This window comes from Pseudomonas sp. efr-133-TYG-5 (assembly GCF_030209175.1).
GTDB lineage: Bacteria > Pseudomonadota > Gammaproteobacteria > Pseudomonadales > Pseudomonadaceae > Aquipseudomonas.
Genome location: NZ_JARVSM010000001.1, coordinates 1941690 through 1959441 on the forward strand (window position 1 = coordinate 1941690; position 17752 = coordinate 1959441).

Genomic DNA, 17752 nt, shown 5'->3' on the forward strand with positions numbered 1-17752 from the left:
AAGATAACAACACCAAACATGGGTGGCGAATCGCATCTCTTTCAGTAACACTTAACCTATTCTGCACAGGTATCCGAAATGAATGTGGCCACTTCCTCCCCCGTCGACGACTTGCTCAATCCAGGCGAAAGCGCATCACGCCCTGTCAGAATTCTTGCGGCTGCGGGCAGAATGTTCATCGAGCATGGGTACGAAGGGGCCAGCATGGAGGAGATTGCCAAAGCTGCAGCTGTGACCCGCCAGACGCTGTACAACCGCTTCCCCGAGGGCAAGGAGTCACTGTTCGTGGCGGTGGCGGAACGGATGTGGAAGGCGTTCCCGGTTATGCACGTGCCGACCGATGATCGCGCACTGGCAGACCCCAGGAATGGACTGATGCAGATTGCTATCGAGTTTGCGTGCTTCTGGTCTGGGCCTACTGCCGCCGACTTCCTGCGCATGGTCTTCATGGAAAGTCGACGGTTCCCCTTGCTTGCCCACCGCTTTGACGAGGTTATTCAAGGGCCAGCTATGGCTGTCATCAGCGACTATCTCGCCGAACTGGCACGACGAGGCATTCTGTCAGTTCAAGTGCCTGAGACTGACGCCCGCTACTTTATGGAGATGCTCGATGGCGGGGTTCTCCTGAAACAGATCAAAGCCAACAGCGACCCGCTCGCCCGAGAGGAGATCGAGCAGATCGTAGAACGCACCGTCGACGCCTTCCTGCGATCGCTCCGGCGCTGAGATCCTGCAGGCCAGGCAGAAGATCATTCCCTGCCTGCAGGAAAAACACCATGCCACGAGCGTTAGAACGACCGTATCGGATCTGATTGCTTCTCTAGGGATGGCGTGAGAAGGCTCCTCCTAGAGCCCTGCCCCGCAGCTTTTCCAACCGAAACCACAGACCGAAGGTTAAGTTACCCCTTAGGCGGATGCGGATCATTACCGTACGAGTCCCGCTCCCTGATCTTGTTATCCCTTCCGTGAATCAGCACTTCGCTCTTTTGGTTCTGCGCGATCGCCCGCGCCGCATCGGCGGCTTCCTGTTGAGTCCGATGGTGAGATGTGTCCTTGGAGTTGCCTTCGCCCCGGACTGCCCAGCCATCGTCACGCTTCACCACGTGTTGGTTCTTGCCTTTGCCTGCCATGAGACACCTCGCTCAATTAGGGGTATCTGTGAAGTTAGCAGCTTGACTCAAAAACACAACATGTAGCGCTTAATGACCGGCGACGCACACTATATATGACAAAACCCCAAAAAATGTTCAGAAGTCTTCGTTCACCAGCAGCCCTTCGTTTCTCATGGGCAACGGATGCGCGGGTTGCACTGGCAGCGCCTGATCATCCGTGTAGTACTTCACCTGCTGAATCCCGTGGTGGACGAGGCTGTCACTGACATACTCGATACAAGGCCCCTCGGATGCCTTGGGGCCTCTGATCATAAAGCCGTTCTGAATCCTTCCAATCAATGCGGTGGCAGCGCAGGCAACGTGCGAGAACAAGACGATGTTGCTACCGTCGCTTTCCTGCACCGACTTGAAGATCACACCGTCAATTCGGGGCTTGCAGTGGGTCGCGAGGTACTCAGCGATGACTTGAGTGGTCAGATAGTCGCGCTCTGCTCCAGGAAGCACATGCACCGTGATTGCGTCATGCAGGTACCTCAGGAAATCTCGACGGCCCACCTTTGAATGGTATTTGGAGTCAAAGAAGCTTGGCATAGGCCCGAGGTCAGCTTTTTCGAAGCGTCCGAAATCCAACACCTTGACCTCCCTGACCAACCTGAACTCTCCACTGACCACAGTGCCGCCGACCGGGGGCCGGAGCTCGGCGACACAGGTCTTGCGCTCGAAGGCTCCGTAGAAGGTAGGGACACCTGCCGGGTTCATCCTGCCTTCACCTGCTCGCTCCTTGGGAGGCGCACCGAGATTACGTGCAGGATCAGATGTGATCTCGGAGACGCTTTCTGAACTCATGCAGGTTCGGGCGCGGTAGATCGCTGGAGAACCTTCAGGTGTGAGCAATCGCACCACAGCATGCTCATCAGATGAGGCTGAGTACTTGTCCAGATCTTTGAAGATCCAGTCCAGAAACGTCTTGGCGCTGTCGTTGAAGAAGCGGATTCCATGCTTCATGCCTTCCTGGAACTCGCACCATTGGTGGCCGATGTCATCCAAGCTGAAACGTTGCCTGGTGTACTGAATGTCGTCACTGTATGAAGTCAGGCGCCGGCACACTGCAGCCACGATCGGCTCGATGTTGTCGCAGCCAAAGATTTCGCTCACCCAATGTTCGATGCTCTCGCCTTCTTGATGATCAATCCGACCACCGCTCCAACGCCAAACATGATCACCTTCTGTGATGTAGGTACCAAGGATTTCGGTGACACGAGAGACGATCTCAGCGAGTGGCACGCACTTGCGTTTCGAGTCGCAAAGGCTGCACTGAGAGGAAGCCCCAGTGCGCTGGATCTGCCGCCCTAGAAAGGGGTCGTGCACGCATTGATAACACACCATCTTGAGAGCCTCGCCGTCCTTCACATTTTCCTTTCGCATGGTGCTGGCAGTACCTGAGCCTGTTCATCAAGAAGAGCATGATGGCTGAAGCGCCGCGATTGGCATACCATCCCAGACGGCTCAGGGCCCAAATTGCTTTGGAATAACGCTGGCCTCCACATCGGAGATGTGTGCCTCTAGTGCGCTGTCGGATACCCAATCCGGACGCTGCCATACCCGGACATTGAGCCCACTCAAGGAATGGACATGCTGATCAAGTTCGACCTCAACCATAATGACGCGCAAGCCCTGTTGCACCATTGCGAAGAGCACCAGCCAGGCTCTGATGATTTCCGAGAAAATGCTCGCCTCAGAGAGGCCTTGGAAACGCTCGCAGAGGCGATCAGTGACGCGATGAACCCAAGCAAGGACAGCACTGAGTCGTCGGAAGCGATTGACCCGCGTGTGCTTGATGCAGCCATGGCGTTGTTCGGCGACGAAAAGAGTGCGGTGGACTGGCTATCGAAGCCCTCGCGAGCGTTGGGAGCGAAACGGCCGAGGGATGTCCCCGTCGACGACGCCTTGACGCTTCTTGCGCGCATTGAGCATGGGTTCGGTGCCTGAAAGCATTACGAGATAGGCAGATCAAGCCGCAGGCCAATTAAGCCATTCAGGGAGGTTGCACGGGATGGCCAAGAAACCCAAATTCTACGCTGTCGTCCACGGACGGAAACTAGGGATTTTCAATAGCTGGGAAGGTGGGGCTCGCTTGTCCATTGACCGCTTTCCGGAAGCGAAACACCAGTCGTTCGCAACGCTTGAGCTCGCTGAAGAGTGGTACCGCCAGAACACCCCCACGCCAGGCTCGAACCACTCACCGGTTCTCCACTTCAACACGCAAGCGTCCGCGCAACAGCCGACCGTCACTCCGCAACAGCCTCAACAGCCGCCCTTGGACGGCGTGGTTGCCAAGGACTATGTCGTCTATCTGATCATTGATCCCGTGACGGAGGAGCCCTTCTACGTGGGGCAGACAGGCGACTTCGAAGGCCGGCAACGAGGCCATCTTAGGAAAGCCAATCACGACTGCAAGCGCGCGGCAGCGAAGATCGCCCAGATACTCGATGACGGGATGACCCCGGCATTCAAAGTCGTGGAAACCTGCGAATCCAAAGAGGCCTCATTGGAGGCCGAGACACGCTGGATCGAGCACTGTACCGCCAGGGGTATCACGGTTTGGAACCGCACGAGGGAGCATCGCCAAATCCAGGCACCGCACATGAAGCCCAGAGTCGAGCTTGATCGAATCATCGGAGACGGCCCCTTCACCCTCGGCCCTTACCAATACGACTCCAGGTTTGAGCTAAAGAGCAAGCTCAATGCCTTCCTGGCCAAGTCTTCCCAAGGCGCGATACAGCTGCGCATGGCCACTGAGAAGCTCAGGTTGATCTGGAAACTCACCCGCCAGGCAGGGGAAGTGAGCGAATTTCGCATCGTCAAGGACGAATCCAAGTATCAGCTCGAAGCAGTCCTCATGTCGGGATCAACCGTGGATTTTGACTACGGCGCCGCGATCGACCGCCTCCCCTAACCGAGTGCAACCAAGCGGCGAGATCCACCGCCCCCGGTAGCACCGGCATCCGAGCGCATGTGAAGAAGCGCACCTGATGCGTCTCAGGCATCTCCTCTGAAGACCGGATTATCCAAGCCCAGGAAGTCCGCCATCCAAGTTCGCTCCTCGTCGCTGGGCTCGTAAGAATAAGCAGTCTTACCTTCAACTTGTTCAGGCAGTTCACGCCAATATCTTGGTTGAGCTACGCAGTCCAAAAACACTAGTTCGCAGGATACGTAGCACAACCATAAACCTCCAGTCAGGAGTTGAATATTTAACTGCAACGATTCCTCAGTACCGACATATTCACGAATGGGTGTGAATTGCTTATGCAAAGTTCCGATATGGGTGAATTCTCGACTCAATAAACCGTAGATATGGCCGAATGGAGGGAAGACGCGTTTGGCACTAGAAACGGCGCGCGGAGACTCGAATTTGTGCTCTTGGTATTTCTTAAAGTCTTCCGGAAACTGCATAAGATGGAGGGCTACAGCCATGGTTTCAATGGCTGAGCGCACGACCGGCCCAGGCTGCAAAACGAAGCCACCTCGAAGCATGTAGGCCGCGCCAACCATGGAGTTCAGGGCGTTGGAGAGGAGCTCCGCGCACGCCATGCGAAGCTTGTCTTCGTCGCGTTCGGCCCTGAACATTCCCGAAGCCCAGATAGCGGAGCAGTGGGCAAAAAGTGCACTCATTTTCTCAAGGTCGGCACTGTGTAGCGCATCAAAACTTTTAGCAATTCTATCAGCATCGCGAGTTATCTGATTAATGAGCATTGACTTACGAAATTCGTATAACTTCTCATTAGCTGGATCAACAACCACTGCACAAGTATCAGGATGCTTTTCCCACATAGATCATTCCTTGTTCGTTAAGAGTCTTCAACCTGCGACGCTGATACCTTTAATCTGCCAATCCATCTAAGCGAACCGGCTCAAGCAATAGAGATGCTGAAGTCAATAGGAATATAATTCCGCGATCAATATCAGCAGTACCCGCCCTGTGAAGCATAGCTCGTGACCCAGGACAGTTTCCCCGTTGCTCCCTGTACGATGACTTCCATCAGGGCAGTCGAAAAATCCGCCTCATGGTCAAGCCTGTCCAACTGGCAAGTCCCTGAGTGTTGATCAGCAGCAGGAGCGATGCTACCGTATTGACCACGGTCTTCCTGGATCGAGCGGTCGGCATGCAGAGCCTTTGCGCCTCAGGTGTTTCTCCACTTCTTTCGCACGCACTTCGACAATTGTCAGCGGGCAGCCGACACCGTGACATTGGAGAATTGCCATGCGCGTTCCGGTCTATCCCGAAGATCTGCTCCCCCAAGCCGCCTTCAAAAGACTCGCCAAACTCATCCAGAAACGATGGCCAGGCCAATCACCCGTCCAGCTCTCTTTTGCCCGAGAGACCTTGTCCAAGGGACTAGGGTATGCCAATTACCACGATCTCATGAAAGAGTCCGTCATCTGGCCTCGGGATGCAGAAACGCCTGCCCTGAGTGCTACACACACCCAGCTCGCGGCTGAGATGTTTTCGGTATTGGCCTTGGCCAACGACACGTCAGTACCGCGCAGTGTGCTTGACCCTTTTGTCGAGAGGCTCGCGTTGAAAGCGCTTAGCACGTTCAAGGGGGCTTCCTCACGAGGCGAGGTGGTGACCAAGATCCCAATGCCTGATTTAGACCAGACTAAAATCTGTCCCGTGAACACCTCCGCCCCAGAGTCAGAAGTCCCGCGCTACACGTGTCCACCTATAACGCACAAGCCATCGAAGCTCCAGGCCATTTCGTTGGGACTGGATGTCTTCACTCACAGTGATTCGATCAAGCGGATCGTCGAAAACTCAGGAAGCCTTCGCGACCGGAGCCTTTTTACATTGCTGGAGACAGGGCTTCGGGGGCACGTCATCCTTGGTGCCAAGGTTTCCCAGGTTGTCAGCTTGGAAACCCAAATGTCTTCGAGCAAAGGGATATCCATTGAGATCACGAAAGCTAAACCACCGCTACCTCTTGCAAACACAGCAGTAATCGAGAAGTACATCAGGGAGGAAAATCTCTCTGCCGATGACTATCTCTTCCCGAGTGATGACCGAAAGCAACTCATGTCGACATCGCAACTGCTTCGGATTTTTCAGTCGTGGGAACGAGAAGCTCAACTCCCCCGCTCAACACTCACGCCAAGCACCTTGAGACGGGCAGCTATGGCACAGCTAGTAGCGTCCACCCCACCGCAACAGCTTGCCAAGCGAATCGCCGATCAGTTGGGTCACTCCTCCAGTTCCATGGCCGAACACTACGTTTCACTCACTACGACAGGCGCTCATGCGGCCTTGAAAACCAAGAAGCGTCGTACCTAAATAAGGCTGGCTACGTGCAACGGTAGGTAGCCAAGCCTTTCCCGTGGCCTTCTACACAGGCTCTCCGCCTTAACTCGCAAGGTAGAGACCTAGTGTCCGGCCTCGGAAATAAGCGGTTCACTCTTGGCGGCGTCTTTGCTGCCCGGCCAGCGTTGCCACTCCTCGCCATAGCCCTGCTATGACTTGTCGCGGCGCCTTGGCCGAACACCAAAGCCACTCGCCAAAAGAGAACGTATTTAAGAGACAAAACACTAGCGATCAAAGGTGAATCACACCGTCTTGAGTTACCTTATATTCCTGACCGAGCATATGGTGGCGAGCAGTCACTCACTGGCTTGAAAGGCAAATTTCTGAGCAATGTACTTCGCCGAGCTCTCTATATAGGGAAACACGGTACTTTCATTTATATTCAACCGATCTAGTTCTTTCAAAATACTTCTCTTGTTCGTTACCGCTATGCGGTGAAGCGTGATATCGGAAGTACCTTCCTCATCCAGCACCGCTTCATCACCGAACAGAAGGAAAGCTCCCGACTGAAATGAGATTCTGCTATTGGTGTGCTTTCCTTTGACGCACAACACAGAGCGAAGATGCCCAGGTTCTAAGCGGGGTTCAAAAAATGGCTTTTCTTCCTTGATAAAATGAAGTAACTGCTTCAATGCCCGCTGATCGTTAAAACCATCTACGTCTTCAGAATCGAATGTGATTGAGTCCCTAACACCTTTCGACAAACGAGACAGGTTAGCAATACAACTAGCCGTATCAGAATCGAAGTATTTTATATAACCAGGATCCATGGAGAGCACGATGACCTCTCCAGCATCATCTAAGTGGCTCTTACAGCAAAAGTATAACCCGATCAATGGGTTCGATGTAATATCGAGTAATCGTGTCGGCAGCGAATAATGCTGCATCCGTACCAGGCGATCCAAGGTATAGATATCGCCACTGAAATCCAGGGAGTTGGAAACCAGAAGTTCCCGATACATCCTATCTTCAGCATCTCGGTATACGAAGTTGCCATCTTGATCCCTGCGAAAAATCGAGGGCTCCAAGCGATACTTTTTGCTGTTCGAGTGCCCTCGATAAAAGACCTCGCGACGGCCATGGTTTAGTCGAAAAACATGTTCAATGAAGGCACCGACGCTGTCAGCTTGAGTTTCTGGTGGCGAGGCGGCAGGAAGATCTTCCTTGGTGACTTTCGAGCCAACCGTCCCTTCCGGCAAAAGACCTGCGTGATGAAGAATGGCAAAAAGGTCTTCGTCCTTGACTGCCCAGTGCGTACGATTGATCTCCCAATCGCGAATATCAAGAGCGGCTTGAAGAGGTTTGATCTGCTCAAACTCAATGGGTGCAATTTGATCATCCATGATTGGTCGAGCAAACAAAACTCTACCGTTGCTACGAAGCTTTATCTCAAGCTTCCCCACTCTCATAGCGTGATGCGTGCCCTCGTAAGCAAACAGGCAAGGGAGCTCCATCAGTGCTTTAAGCTGTGGCTCTTTGAGCTCTTTGAAACTTGCAGCAATATCATCGTTCGTGTACTCCAGAAAGCGGCTCTTATCATACTCATAGCCGCTTTCCCATGCCCCCTCACGAGACGTCACTAGAAAATTATACATAACCCTTACCCCCTCCTTCCTTGGTTAATGCCAATATAACAGGCTACGGAATAAACCTGCTTGCAATCGCCAATACTGAGCCTTCACTATTACGACCGGAATTCACATCACCAGCCGATTCAAGCATGCTCCCCCATCATCTTTTCATAGTGCTCTTCAAAACCAGTCCTAACAAAAACCTCCCTGAATCGATCCACGTAATGCGATGGCACAACCTCACCAAAATCAGTCAAATTGACTGCATCGGAATGAGACTCGCGGTTCACGTATCGATAGAGGGCTTTGAATTCTGCATCCTCGTCAGACAGTGCCATAAGTGCTTCCTGGAGCTCATCCTGCCGATGTACGAAGTTGAAGTAGTACTCCAGAATGTTTCGCATCATGTTTGGAATAACGCTAGGAGAAGTGCGACCTGCTTGAGCATCCTTAATGGCCTGCCAAAATGATTGATAGTCATTCTGTACGTCACTGGCCTTCATCGGTGTGATCATGCTGTGAGCTGCCTTGGTGATCCGGAACAACGAGTATTCGTCGGATTTCCGGAGGTGCTTCAGCATTTCATGAAAGAAGAACAAATTATGCGTCAGGATAAATACTTGCTTGAAGCGTTCCTTGGGGCTCAGCACTCGCCTATGGATCATTGTGGCGATGTCGTAAATATAGTTGTGAGAGAGGCTTGAGATAGGATCGTCAATGACAATGATCCGCTCACTTTTGAGCTTGCCACCTTTATCGTCGAGCTCGCCATTACACACTTCAAGGAAGTACAGGAATGAAATCAGGGTCTTCTCACCCTCGCTGAGCGTCTTGAATACCCCAGCCTGCTGATCAGGCCGCTGCAGACGGTAGCGCGGCAACTCCCCCTCCTCCCTGACCACTACAAAGCCGTTCAGGCCCAATGCAGTAAGTGACGAGTTAATGCTGCCAATGGATTGGTCAATATTCGTGATCTTGGCTTTACTCTCGGCGATGACATCTTGGTGAGCTTGTGATTTGAGACGGATCTCATCCGCCAGCTTGCGTTTCGCTTCCTTCTTGAACCCAAGCTCTTCGTGCACCTTCTTGGCCGATGCGATTGCACCATCGCAACTGGATCTAAAGCAGATCCAGAAGCGTGTCTTGATTTTTTCCAAGTGGTTTTTCTTGTCTTTCACCTTGAGATTGAAAGCATCGATTTTCCTTTGACCTTCCGCAATCAAGTCGGTGAGATCATCAATGATCAACCCGGTAGGCTCTAGTGCCACTACCATTGAAGGACTGGCCACTTTGGCATCCAGCTTTTGCGTATTCTGCGAAAGCAGAGCATCGAGTTTCGTAATCAGCAGTTGATACTCAGACGCGTCGTATTCGGGACGCTTGAGCTGGGTTCTCAAGCGAGTGACCCCGCCTTCGTACCGCGTTTTCAGGGCTTTCAATTGGGTGATGCGCTGTTCATACGTCTTGTCGAACACCTTCTGGATTTCTTCGTAAAATCCAGAAGGTAGAGTTTGCTGACAAAACGGGCACTCTTCCCGCTGCGGGTACTGCAACCCTCGCTTTACCCAATCGGAGTTCCCCAGGTCGGTGATCAAGGCGGAAAGATAGGAGTCACCGGAGCCGGCAATGGCCTCCGATAGCAGAGAGCTGGCTTCAACGTCCGCTTCCGCAAACCGGATTATGGGTATACCAGGCAGCTCAGCATCACTGGCTGATTGCAGCTGTTCCGCCTCCGCCGCCAACGCTGAGAAATCATCCGGCGACGGCACAAGAGACAGGGTGCGTAGCTTTTCCCCAAGCCGTTCCTTTGTGTTGAGAGAAGTGAAGCAGTACCGCAGAGGCCCGGTATCGAACGGTCTTTTGAGGGCCCATAGCTGATCAAGCAAATCCGCTTTATTGGATTTTTGGGACTCTCCGAATCCATTGCCCGCTGCCACCTCGGCCTGGTGTTCGACCATTAGCTTTTTGAGTGCTTCTTCAGCCGCGAGCAGCTTTTTCTCGGCCTCAATATTTCCTTCATTGAGCGTGAAGATGCCGGGCTGTGAGCTCGCGTGAAAATTGGTCTCCATGAACGTGTGGTTGTAGACCATCACTTCACGTTCCGCCGAGACAGGCTGGGTCTTGCACTGGTGGTACAGCAGGTCAGAAGGATCTTGAAGATAATTGCCGATCGTGGTCTTACCCGTTCCATTGTGCCCATAAAACATGTTCACTTTCGTGAGTGGGCCGATATGGGAGTTTTGCTCTGGGGAGTAGCTCGAAACGCCGCGCAATATCAAATTCTTGATCACGATGCTGTCCTTAGCTGCTGAAGGCCACTACTCGGTATCCTATTACCGTCGTGCCTAAGAGGAAAGACTGCTTTCGAGGCCTGTTTAGGCGTTTGCCCCCAGTCAACCTTCGCCTCGACGACACGTCGATCCTGACCTGTTCAACCCACAGTTTGCCGACGTCTCCGCTGATGCCAGCCAGGCGCATGGCTTTCAACAGTTTGCCTTTGACCAGGCAGCTACCTGAAGGGCTGAGGGGACAACTAGCAGCCCCAGCATGGCTTCAACGAAACGGCTCAGCCAAGCCCATACAATCCTGATCCAAGATATCATTTCTGACCTCACGGGCAGTCGCCCCACGTTGATCAAGGCGCTCAGATGACCGTCAAATTTGTCCTCTTCGATGCGTTCGGCACGCTTGTCTGCATCCCCAAAGCCACTCACCCTTATCGTCAAATTCTCAAGGAGGGCATCCGCCAGGGCCGCAAGCCGCGACCAGATGACCTTCACCACATCATGGCTCGTGCTCTGAGCCTGACCGATGCGGCAAAGCAATTCGGGATCAAGATCCCTGCAGATCGCATGGCCGAGATTCAAGGTGCTCTTGAAGCAGAACTGGACAGTATCGAAGCCTTCGAAGATGGGATTCGAGCAGTCGAGAGATTACAGGCTGCGGGCATCAAGATCGCCATCGCCTCCAATCTAGCAGCCCCATATGCAGCGCCTGTCCGGCGCTTGTACCCAACGATGGATGCCTATGGTTTCAGCTTCGCTGTTGGAGCCCTGAAACCCCAGCCATTCCTGTATCGAGCTACCTGCGAACTCTTGGGAACAAAGACAAGCGATGCGTGTGGAGAAAGCGATGTACTGATGATTGGCGATTCAGAAAAGTGTGACCGTGACGGCCCTATGGCCGTGGGCATTCGAGGATTTCTGCTGAACCGCAATGGGGGTAAAGATTTCGCCAACCTCGATGAGTTTGCCGACGCAGTTTTGAAGGCGTCCTGCCCCATCGTTTCCCCTGTCAGACCGGCACTTCATCGCTCCTGAGCGCATTCAGAACCACCTTAAAAACGGCGGTCTGCTGCCGAACTTTTGGGTAATACACGTGCAAGCCAGGAAAGGTTTCCGACCATTCCCTCAGTACCTCTTCAAGCGCGCCACTCTCGGTATGTTCCTGAACGTGCGCATCGGCAAGCTGTGCCAGTCCTACCCCAAAGCTCATTTCACCGAATGGGGAGTCGGTGACCTTTCAGGTAGAAAACACGCCAACCTGTGTGGTATTGATTCATCGTGCTCTGATTGAGGCATGATTGGCGCCGCGATGACCTTTCCCCAGGGAAGCAATTTGCGATATCAATAATTTTCGATGTGCATACTAAGGATGGAATCATGTCTATTGGTGAGATGGGTGTTCTGGAAAATGGAAACCTTCGAATAAACTCAAGTGATCATGGGCCTGTTACGCTCACTCGCTGGACGATCCAGCCGCTTAGCCTTGATGACTTAAATCGTTACAGAAATAACCAATCTATCGAGATCCTATTCACAGATCTTAGCGTTTTGGAAGACGGCCACATTACTGAAATCAAAGTAACCAGCCAGATTCCCGACCTGCTTCAGTCATACTGCTTGGTGAAGGGAGGGTGGTTACCACCTAGTTTCGGAATGCTGAATAGCTTTATATTTGCCGATCGAAACTTCATAAGCCGGATAGGCAATTACTTCGAAAATAATCTAGCGAAGAAAAAAAGCCTCGCTGGATGGTTCGATGATTTAAGGCACTTCAATCTTAGCATCGATCTACTTCCATATGCGATGGAAGCTAACACGCAGCAATTTCCTTCAAAAGAAGAAATTGCAAGCCAGGTTAAAGAGGCCAGAGAAAAGCTTAAGCAGGCGGCGCCTGGTGTTCGTATTACGCAGTATCACGAACCCGTCGAGGATTACGCTTGGCGGCTGATGGATCACATGCGACCAAGCATTGAAAACCGGATGGCCTTTCTCATCGAGGTAGCGCCTCACGTAAAACCCTGCATCGCTACTGACAAGGTGTTAGAGCGCTGGAAGAACATTGCAGCGATAGCAGAAAAGTATGATTTGAAAACGGATATCGTGACAATTCTAGCGCTGATTGGCGTATCTGCCCCGAAGAAGGACTCACCAGGCCTAGGCGTACTCAAGATCACTGATCCGTATTTGGAAAAGTCAGCTTACAACGCCTGTCTAGACATCGCCATCATGGAAGTGTTTTTGAACCTACAGAAAAAAGACCCTGCAGGGCGCTATGCAATCATTACCAAAGATGCACCTCTTGCTCGCTTTGGTGGTATTTTAAGTTCATTGACGTACGGAAAATCAGAGAATGGCATCTTAAATATCACCACAAGCCTTCCTGATGATCTCATTGAAAATAAGGATCCCGTGCTTCGCGCGGAACTTACAAGACTGCTTAGCGGAAAAGCCTAAGCGCCAAAACAGGAACGCCCGAGTAAATCGGGCGTTCCTTCGGCACGTTCTATTAAGATTTTCTTTCAGAAAAAGCGCCGTAAATAAAGGCTCGGGGGGCGGTGTTCGACGAACACCCACTCACAAAGTCATGACACACGTTACTAGGTGGCGGTATCAGCCTGTAGCCAAACAAACTAGCGAACTGTAATACCATGGACAGAAAAGTCACTGAGAATTCTTTTCCGGCTAAGCATCGCAGGCAGCTTGAAGATATTACGATACCCGATCCAGAATCCCATAGGAATGAGTATTAGCCCCAACCCATAAGTTGCCGTCGCAGCGATAACGCCCATTGGGATCGCTGCAATCGTCATTAAAATACCTTTAATAACTGTTGACCTGGCGATCAACTGCAGATCACTAAGGTCATATTCAACCTTCCCGCTAGCATTCTCAAATGCGATAACCACAATTGACTTCTTGGAAACATGCTTGTAAAACCAAGTACGTGGCACATTCATTGCCATCGCGCCATGTTGCCTCAAGTATTTCGGCATTACTACCTGCTTGAAGTAAAACGTATTACCTTGCGCATCCTCTAGCCTAACGCGGCTATAGAGTGCATCCAGGTCACCCGAGCCCTGCACATCATAGTTCTTCACTACTATTTTGATTTTCTTGAGGTCAGACATGGAACGTCCTTAATTCACTTGAACACAGGCCACCTACCCCACCATCTTTTTAGCAGGAAAAGGAAACACTCTCAAAACTGATCATTGTGCAGTTGCTAGAATGTCAACAGCGCTTGCCGAACTCAAGCACGCACATATAGATTGCTCTTAAGGCATTGAGCCACTCAGTTCACTGGCAATAACAAAGTAGTCCGCACCACTTACACTTCGCATTAATTTGAATCCGCACCTGCGCTCAACCTCCTGCAGAGGGGGAGTTACTACAGTCATGGCATTTTCATTAACGCCCGACAAATCGTGAAAAACACTTGCCGCAAAGCGATCTCCTACCCTGGCCGCCCCGACCAAGTAGGCATCCACAGTCACACCCCAATCCAAATTTCGCGCCTGTACGACCTCGGTGGGAACGGTTTGATTAGGAGCCCAGGCACCTTCTTTGGCCCTGAATTCATACTTCAACACTGAACTCGACATCAGATCTCAATCTCAAAAAACGGATCGAAACCCGTAGGCTCATTTGGATAACCGCGCGGATTTGAAATCAATCGGCAGCCGGCAAGTGTTACATCGACAGCATGGTGGGTGTGGCCGAAGACCCATACATCACTTTTCTCGATCAGGCTTGCCCACTCGTTGGTATAAGCGGCATTGAGATGCCCCTCATGTTGATTTCCGGCCACAACCGAGGACGGGCAATGGTGGGTCACGACCACCGTCTTGCCTTCATAGGACTGATTCAATTGTTCAGTCAGCCACGCCTTGGCCAGCTGATTTCGGCTGACCAGATCATCGGGGCGGATGCGACGATAGTTACTATCAGTCCTGATCTGTTTGAAATCTGTCATCCACTCTCTCGCCATGCTGCTAGCGGCAACCTGGTCGCCCGTACTCGAAAAATCTGTCCAGCTCATCGTGCCGAGAACCCTGACGCCGGCGAGTTCTAGCACCTCGTTTTCCAACACATGCACATTGGGCCCAGCCACATCCCGCATTTTTTGCAGGGTGCGATCGAGATGACCGCCGTAGAGCTCATGGTTGCCCAGGATGTATGCAACGGTGCATTCGAATGCCTCATTGGCCCACTGGACACCGCGAGTCTTCTTGTCGACGTCTCCAGCCAGTATCACCAGGTCAACGCCTGAATGATCGGGGGGATTCCAGGGGTGAAATTCACGGTGCAGGTCTGAGTAGATCCTGACTTTCAAACCTTCACCCTCCATAGGGTTTGCGACGACATAGCGTAAGCAACTGACGATTTAACGGTTTATTGAACGGCGCTCCCACGCGGTCTTCCAAGGAAGCACAGGCTTGGATGGGGGCCAAGCTAATGACACCTCTCGCAAGCCATACATGACTTGGACGCCACACGGAATCAACAGCGACGCGCATGATCGGTTTTATACACTATATGCTGTGTAACTGTACAGCGCGCCGTGGCTACATCCTCAGTTTTAAGGGGATCTGCGTTGATAAGGCCGGCGCTTGCAGCAGTTATACGGACAGTCCGAGGGAGCTTGGGTCTGACCCAGGAAGGTCTAGGCCATGCCATCTCGCGCACCTATGCCGCAAAGATCGAGAGCGCGGTCAGCTCCCCTACCCTCGACAAGTTCACAGAGCTCGCCGCCGCCCTCAATCTGAGCCCGGTTGCTTTGCTCTCCCTTGTCATTGCGACACGAGACAACGTGCCCACCTCAACCGTGCTGACAGAAGCAGCAGACCAGCTGAAGGCGCTGGAAGCGAAGATCAGCCCGAGCGATATCGCAGCACAGTTGACCGGTAAAGAGATTGTTAAGCGCCCCGCCGCGCGCCCAGCCGATCCTGTGAAGCTCCAGCAAGTGCTTGAGAGCAAAAATGCTGGGCTGACCAAAGCTGAAACTGCCAGGCAGCTTGGGATGAGTCGCTCGACGGTCGGTTTTCTGTGGGATCGCTCGCCCACCACAGAAAACTAGCTGAATGTGCTCAAGGCTCTAGCCCACCCCTTCGGCGCCGGGGTAGGGTGCTGGTCACAGAGAAGGCCAGCTGGCAATCAATCTTCAGATTCTAAGTAAGGGAAGAACTTGAACGTTTTTAGCATTTTGGAAAAACCGAGGGTGCCAATTGCGCTAACTGAGAGTAATTACAATAAGAAAACGAGCCGCACCAAGCCCTATGTGTGGAACAATGGGCAAGAGGTTAAGTCGTACGCTCTCTGCCCAGCCTGCGTAAATCCAGTTCTCTTGGTAAATCGTCATGTCGCGAAGACCGATGCCAAGATTCTCTATGCCAAGCATGCAGGACGCTCTATTCCTGGCTTAGCCGACCACGATCCACAAGCCTATGAAAGCTGTCCATTCCACAATCCGGAACGCTTTGACAGTAAAACTCGCCGCACCAACAAGGTGGGCAACGACGAAATCCGAGAAGCCCTGATCAACCATATTCACCTGGTGATCAAGATCTTGGAAACGGCCACAGGTATTGCATATAGCGATGGTCTGGTGGAGGCCATGCTAAAAGACTTCGGCGCTAACCAGGGGCATCAGTACAAAGCGATCAACCTGTATAACCTGCCATTCGGCTTTGCCTACATGACGGAAGCTCAGGACATGTACGGATTGAAGGTGGATAATTATCTTGCCGAGCAGATCACTGAGAACTCAGTCGGATTCGAGGTCGGGCAGTATCGTAAAGTGGTGCGCAAGAAAGACACCAAGGGCACAAGTCTGCGCTTCTACTTCAATAACCATCGACTAGGGGAGTCGTCTGTAGGGGATGACTCAATCGATCTCGTCGTTGCAGAAATACATAACCCCACTCGCACGTCGACGATCGTTTGCTCGAAGGCCATAGAGTTCAACAGCGAATATTTCTTCAACACGTACATGCGGCGTGAGCGGTTGCGCCTGCTTGCGCTGCAGTACCTGTAGCGTGCTGTCGAAGTAGGTAGACTCCAACCTACCGGGCAAGCCGATGGGCTGCTGCAGCCTTGATGGTAGGTGAAGGCCAGTCCAGCCCGCCGAGGGGGTATGGCAGTTCTCTCTCAAACACCCGTCACATGACGGGTGTTGTGGTGGACTGCCCAGCCTCAGAGTATCATGCAGTCAAGAACTCTTTGAGCAGCTCAGCGCAGCGGAATGGCGAGTCTACGATGTCCGTACCTGCCACCCTGTATGAGCGTATCCCAACCGCTGCCAGCTTTTCGTCCACGGCTTTGTCTTTTGCTACCTGGGCAGGAGTTGTGTGATGAGCTTTGGAGTCACAAAATACTGCGACCCCCTCCTTTTCAAAGAAAAAATCTGCTTCAGTGATTGTCTGCGCCAGTTTCTTCGTGCGAACACCACCCTCCCACATCGACTGCAAAGATGGAAAAATCGTTCCATCGGGATAGATATGCATCTGGATTTTCGGGTGCAAACCAATTTGACTCATGGCCTGCAAAAGGAAAAGCTCAATGGGGGAATCGCACCCCCAAATTTTAAAGGGTTTTGAATCAGTAAACTTCTTGAAGTAGTTCTTGCACCTGTACTTTTGGTAGTCTCCAAGAACTCCTTTGGTCTCTCCCAGCAACTCAGTGCACAGACCAGGATCTGTTGCATCTCTCGGAACATGTTTGGAGGCGACAAAATAGGTATTGTAAACGAAGCCGATAACATCGGAGCATATGGTTTCGTTAACAGGGACTGCCCCAATAGCGTAGAGGCCAAAAGCATCCGAGAATGGATTAAACCCCATGTAGTGTGGCTTGCCGTCCAAGACCTTCTCTAAATCAAAATTTTCGATCCAGTCAATACCCACTGTCTGTGGCGAACCCTTTTTCATAGCTGGACGAAGGGAAACATGGTAAGGCAGTGCGAATAGCTTACCATCACGTCTTTCGAATGAGTGACAGCAGACGACCACATTAACCATCTGGAATGTGTCACCACGCTTTCTGTAATACTCAATGGCCTCTTTCGATGGGTTTACACCGACCACTGGTGCACCTTCGAAAAACCGCTTCGACAGGTCGAAAATAACCGATTCAAGGGGCTGAACTCCGTCTAAGTCAAAGATATCATTAGCCAGAAATTTCCCAGCAGCGCTGGCCAAATCAATTTGAAAAGACTCATCAGGCAAATGATTGTAGTTGGGCAGTGTCCACAGTTCTTTTGGCCGATTCTCAATATCACCTTGGATGTTAGGCACGTGAGCTCCGAATTCTAATAACCAAGATAGCTGAGCATCATGAGTATGAAGGCTCGCGTTTTATACATAGCCAGAAACATTAAACCCAATCGAAATAGAAATCTACCAGACCTTTACACACTACCCACAACCAGCG

General features: G+C 52.0%; 16 protein-coding genes. 8 read left to right on the forward strand and 8 right to left on the reverse strand.

Annotated elements, in window-relative coordinates:
- The first annotated feature begins 78 nt into the window (after positions 1-78).
- Positions 79-726, forward strand: a complete 648-nt coding sequence (locus QRN70_RS08810; protein WP_285417077.1) for a TetR/AcrR family transcriptional regulator — start codon at positions 79-81, stop codon at positions 724-726.
- Between the two features lie 173 nt (positions 727-899).
- Here the strand turns inward: QRN70_RS08810 and QRN70_RS08815 are convergent, their stop codons facing one another.
- The gene (locus tag QRN70_RS08815; RefSeq protein ID WP_123487351.1) at positions 900-1130 is read right to left on the reverse strand and encodes a DUF2188 domain-containing protein; all 231 of its coding nucleotides are present in this window, start codon (positions 1128-1130) and stop codon (positions 900-902) included.
- A 117-nt stretch (positions 1131-1247) separates the two neighbouring features.
- Entirely contained in the window at positions 1248-2537 is a 1290-nt protein-coding gene (locus QRN70_RS08820) for an RES family NAD+ phosphorylase (protein WP_285417079.1), read from the reverse strand.
- Positions 2538-2744: 207 nt separating this feature from the next.
- On the opposite strand from QRN70_RS08820, the gene QRN70_RS08825 reads away from it, so the two are divergent.
- Both QRN70_RS08825 and QRN70_RS08830 read left to right on the forward strand, forming a co-directional pair.
- Positions 2745-3101: an MbcA/ParS/Xre antitoxin family protein gene (locus tag QRN70_RS08825; RefSeq protein WP_285417080.1), complete on the forward strand. Its 357-nt coding sequence runs from the start codon at positions 2745-2747 to the stop codon at positions 3099-3101.
- Positions 3102-3165: 64 nt separating this feature from the next.
- Positions 3166-4068 (forward strand): ribonuclease H1 domain-containing protein, encoded by a 903-nt coding sequence (locus QRN70_RS08830; protein ID WP_285417081.1) that lies wholly within the window; start codon positions 3166-3168, stop codon positions 4066-4068.
- 83 nt (positions 4069-4151) lie between these two features.
- On the opposite strand, the gene QRN70_RS08835 is transcribed toward QRN70_RS08830, so the two are convergent.
- A complete protein-coding gene (locus QRN70_RS08835; RefSeq protein WP_285417083.1) occupies positions 4152-4943 on the reverse strand; it encodes a hypothetical protein in 792 nt (263 codons plus the stop codon).
- 430 nt (positions 4944-5373) lie between these two features.
- On the opposite strand from QRN70_RS08835, the gene QRN70_RS08840 reads away from it, so the two are divergent.
- Complete coding sequence (locus QRN70_RS08840) at positions 5374-6441, forward strand: tyrosine-type recombinase/integrase (RefSeq protein ID WP_285417084.1); 1068 nt, start codon at positions 5374-5376, stop codon at positions 6439-6441.
- Between the two features lie 323 nt (positions 6442-6764).
- On the opposite strand, the gene QRN70_RS08845 is transcribed toward QRN70_RS08840, so the two are convergent.
- Together QRN70_RS08845 and QRN70_RS08850 are read right to left on the reverse strand one after the other, a co-directional pair.
- A complete protein-coding gene (locus tag QRN70_RS08845; protein ID WP_123487358.1) occupies positions 6765-8063 on the reverse strand; it encodes an FRG domain-containing protein in 1299 nt (432 codons plus the stop codon).
- Positions 8064-8182: 119 nt separating this feature from the next.
- A complete protein-coding gene (locus QRN70_RS08850; protein ID WP_285417085.1) occupies positions 8183-10330 on the reverse strand; it encodes an AAA family ATPase in 2148 nt (715 codons plus the stop codon).
- A 357-nt stretch (positions 10331-10687) separates the two neighbouring features.
- Here QRN70_RS08850 and QRN70_RS08855 point away from each other — a divergent pair, with 357 nt between their 5' ends.
- Together QRN70_RS08855 and QRN70_RS08860 are read left to right on the forward strand one after the other, a co-directional pair.
- On the forward strand, positions 10688-11359 hold the full coding sequence (locus QRN70_RS08855) for an HAD family hydrolase (protein ID WP_285417087.1): 672 nt from the start codon (positions 10688-10690) through the stop codon (positions 11357-11359).
- A gap of 342 nt (positions 11360-11701) precedes the next feature.
- A complete protein-coding gene (locus QRN70_RS08860) occupies positions 11702-12778 on the forward strand; it encodes a hypothetical protein (RefSeq protein WP_285417089.1) in 1077 nt (358 codons plus the stop codon).
- Positions 12779-12954: 176 nt separating this feature from the next.
- Here QRN70_RS08860 and QRN70_RS08865 read toward each other — a convergent pair whose 3' ends face one another.
- A complete protein-coding gene (locus QRN70_RS08865; RefSeq protein WP_285417091.1) occupies positions 12955-13452 on the reverse strand; it encodes a hypothetical protein in 498 nt (165 codons plus the stop codon).
- 473 nt (positions 13453-13925) lie between these two features.
- Positions 13926-14657 (reverse strand): metallophosphoesterase family protein, encoded by a 732-nt coding sequence (locus QRN70_RS08875; RefSeq protein ID WP_285417093.1) that lies wholly within the window; start codon positions 14655-14657, stop codon positions 13926-13928.
- Positions 14658-14945: 288 nt separating this feature from the next.
- Here QRN70_RS08875 and QRN70_RS08880 point away from each other — a divergent pair, with 288 nt between their 5' ends.
- Both QRN70_RS08880 and QRN70_RS08885 read left to right on the forward strand, forming a co-directional pair.
- The gene (locus tag QRN70_RS08880) at positions 14946-15401 is read left to right on the forward strand and encodes a helix-turn-helix domain-containing protein (RefSeq protein WP_126869853.1); all 456 of its coding nucleotides are present in this window, start codon (positions 14946-14948) and stop codon (positions 15399-15401) included.
- 108 nt (positions 15402-15509) lie between these two features.
- A complete protein-coding gene (locus QRN70_RS08885) occupies positions 15510-16358 on the forward strand; it encodes a hypothetical protein (RefSeq protein ID WP_285417094.1) in 849 nt (282 codons plus the stop codon).
- Between the two features lie 166 nt (positions 16359-16524).
- On the opposite strand, the gene QRN70_RS08890 is transcribed toward QRN70_RS08885, so the two are convergent.
- Entirely contained in the window at positions 16525-17616 is a 1092-nt protein-coding gene (locus tag QRN70_RS08890) for a putative endonuclease domain-containing protein (protein WP_285417095.1), read from the reverse strand.
- Positions 17617-17752: the final 136 nt, after the last annotated feature.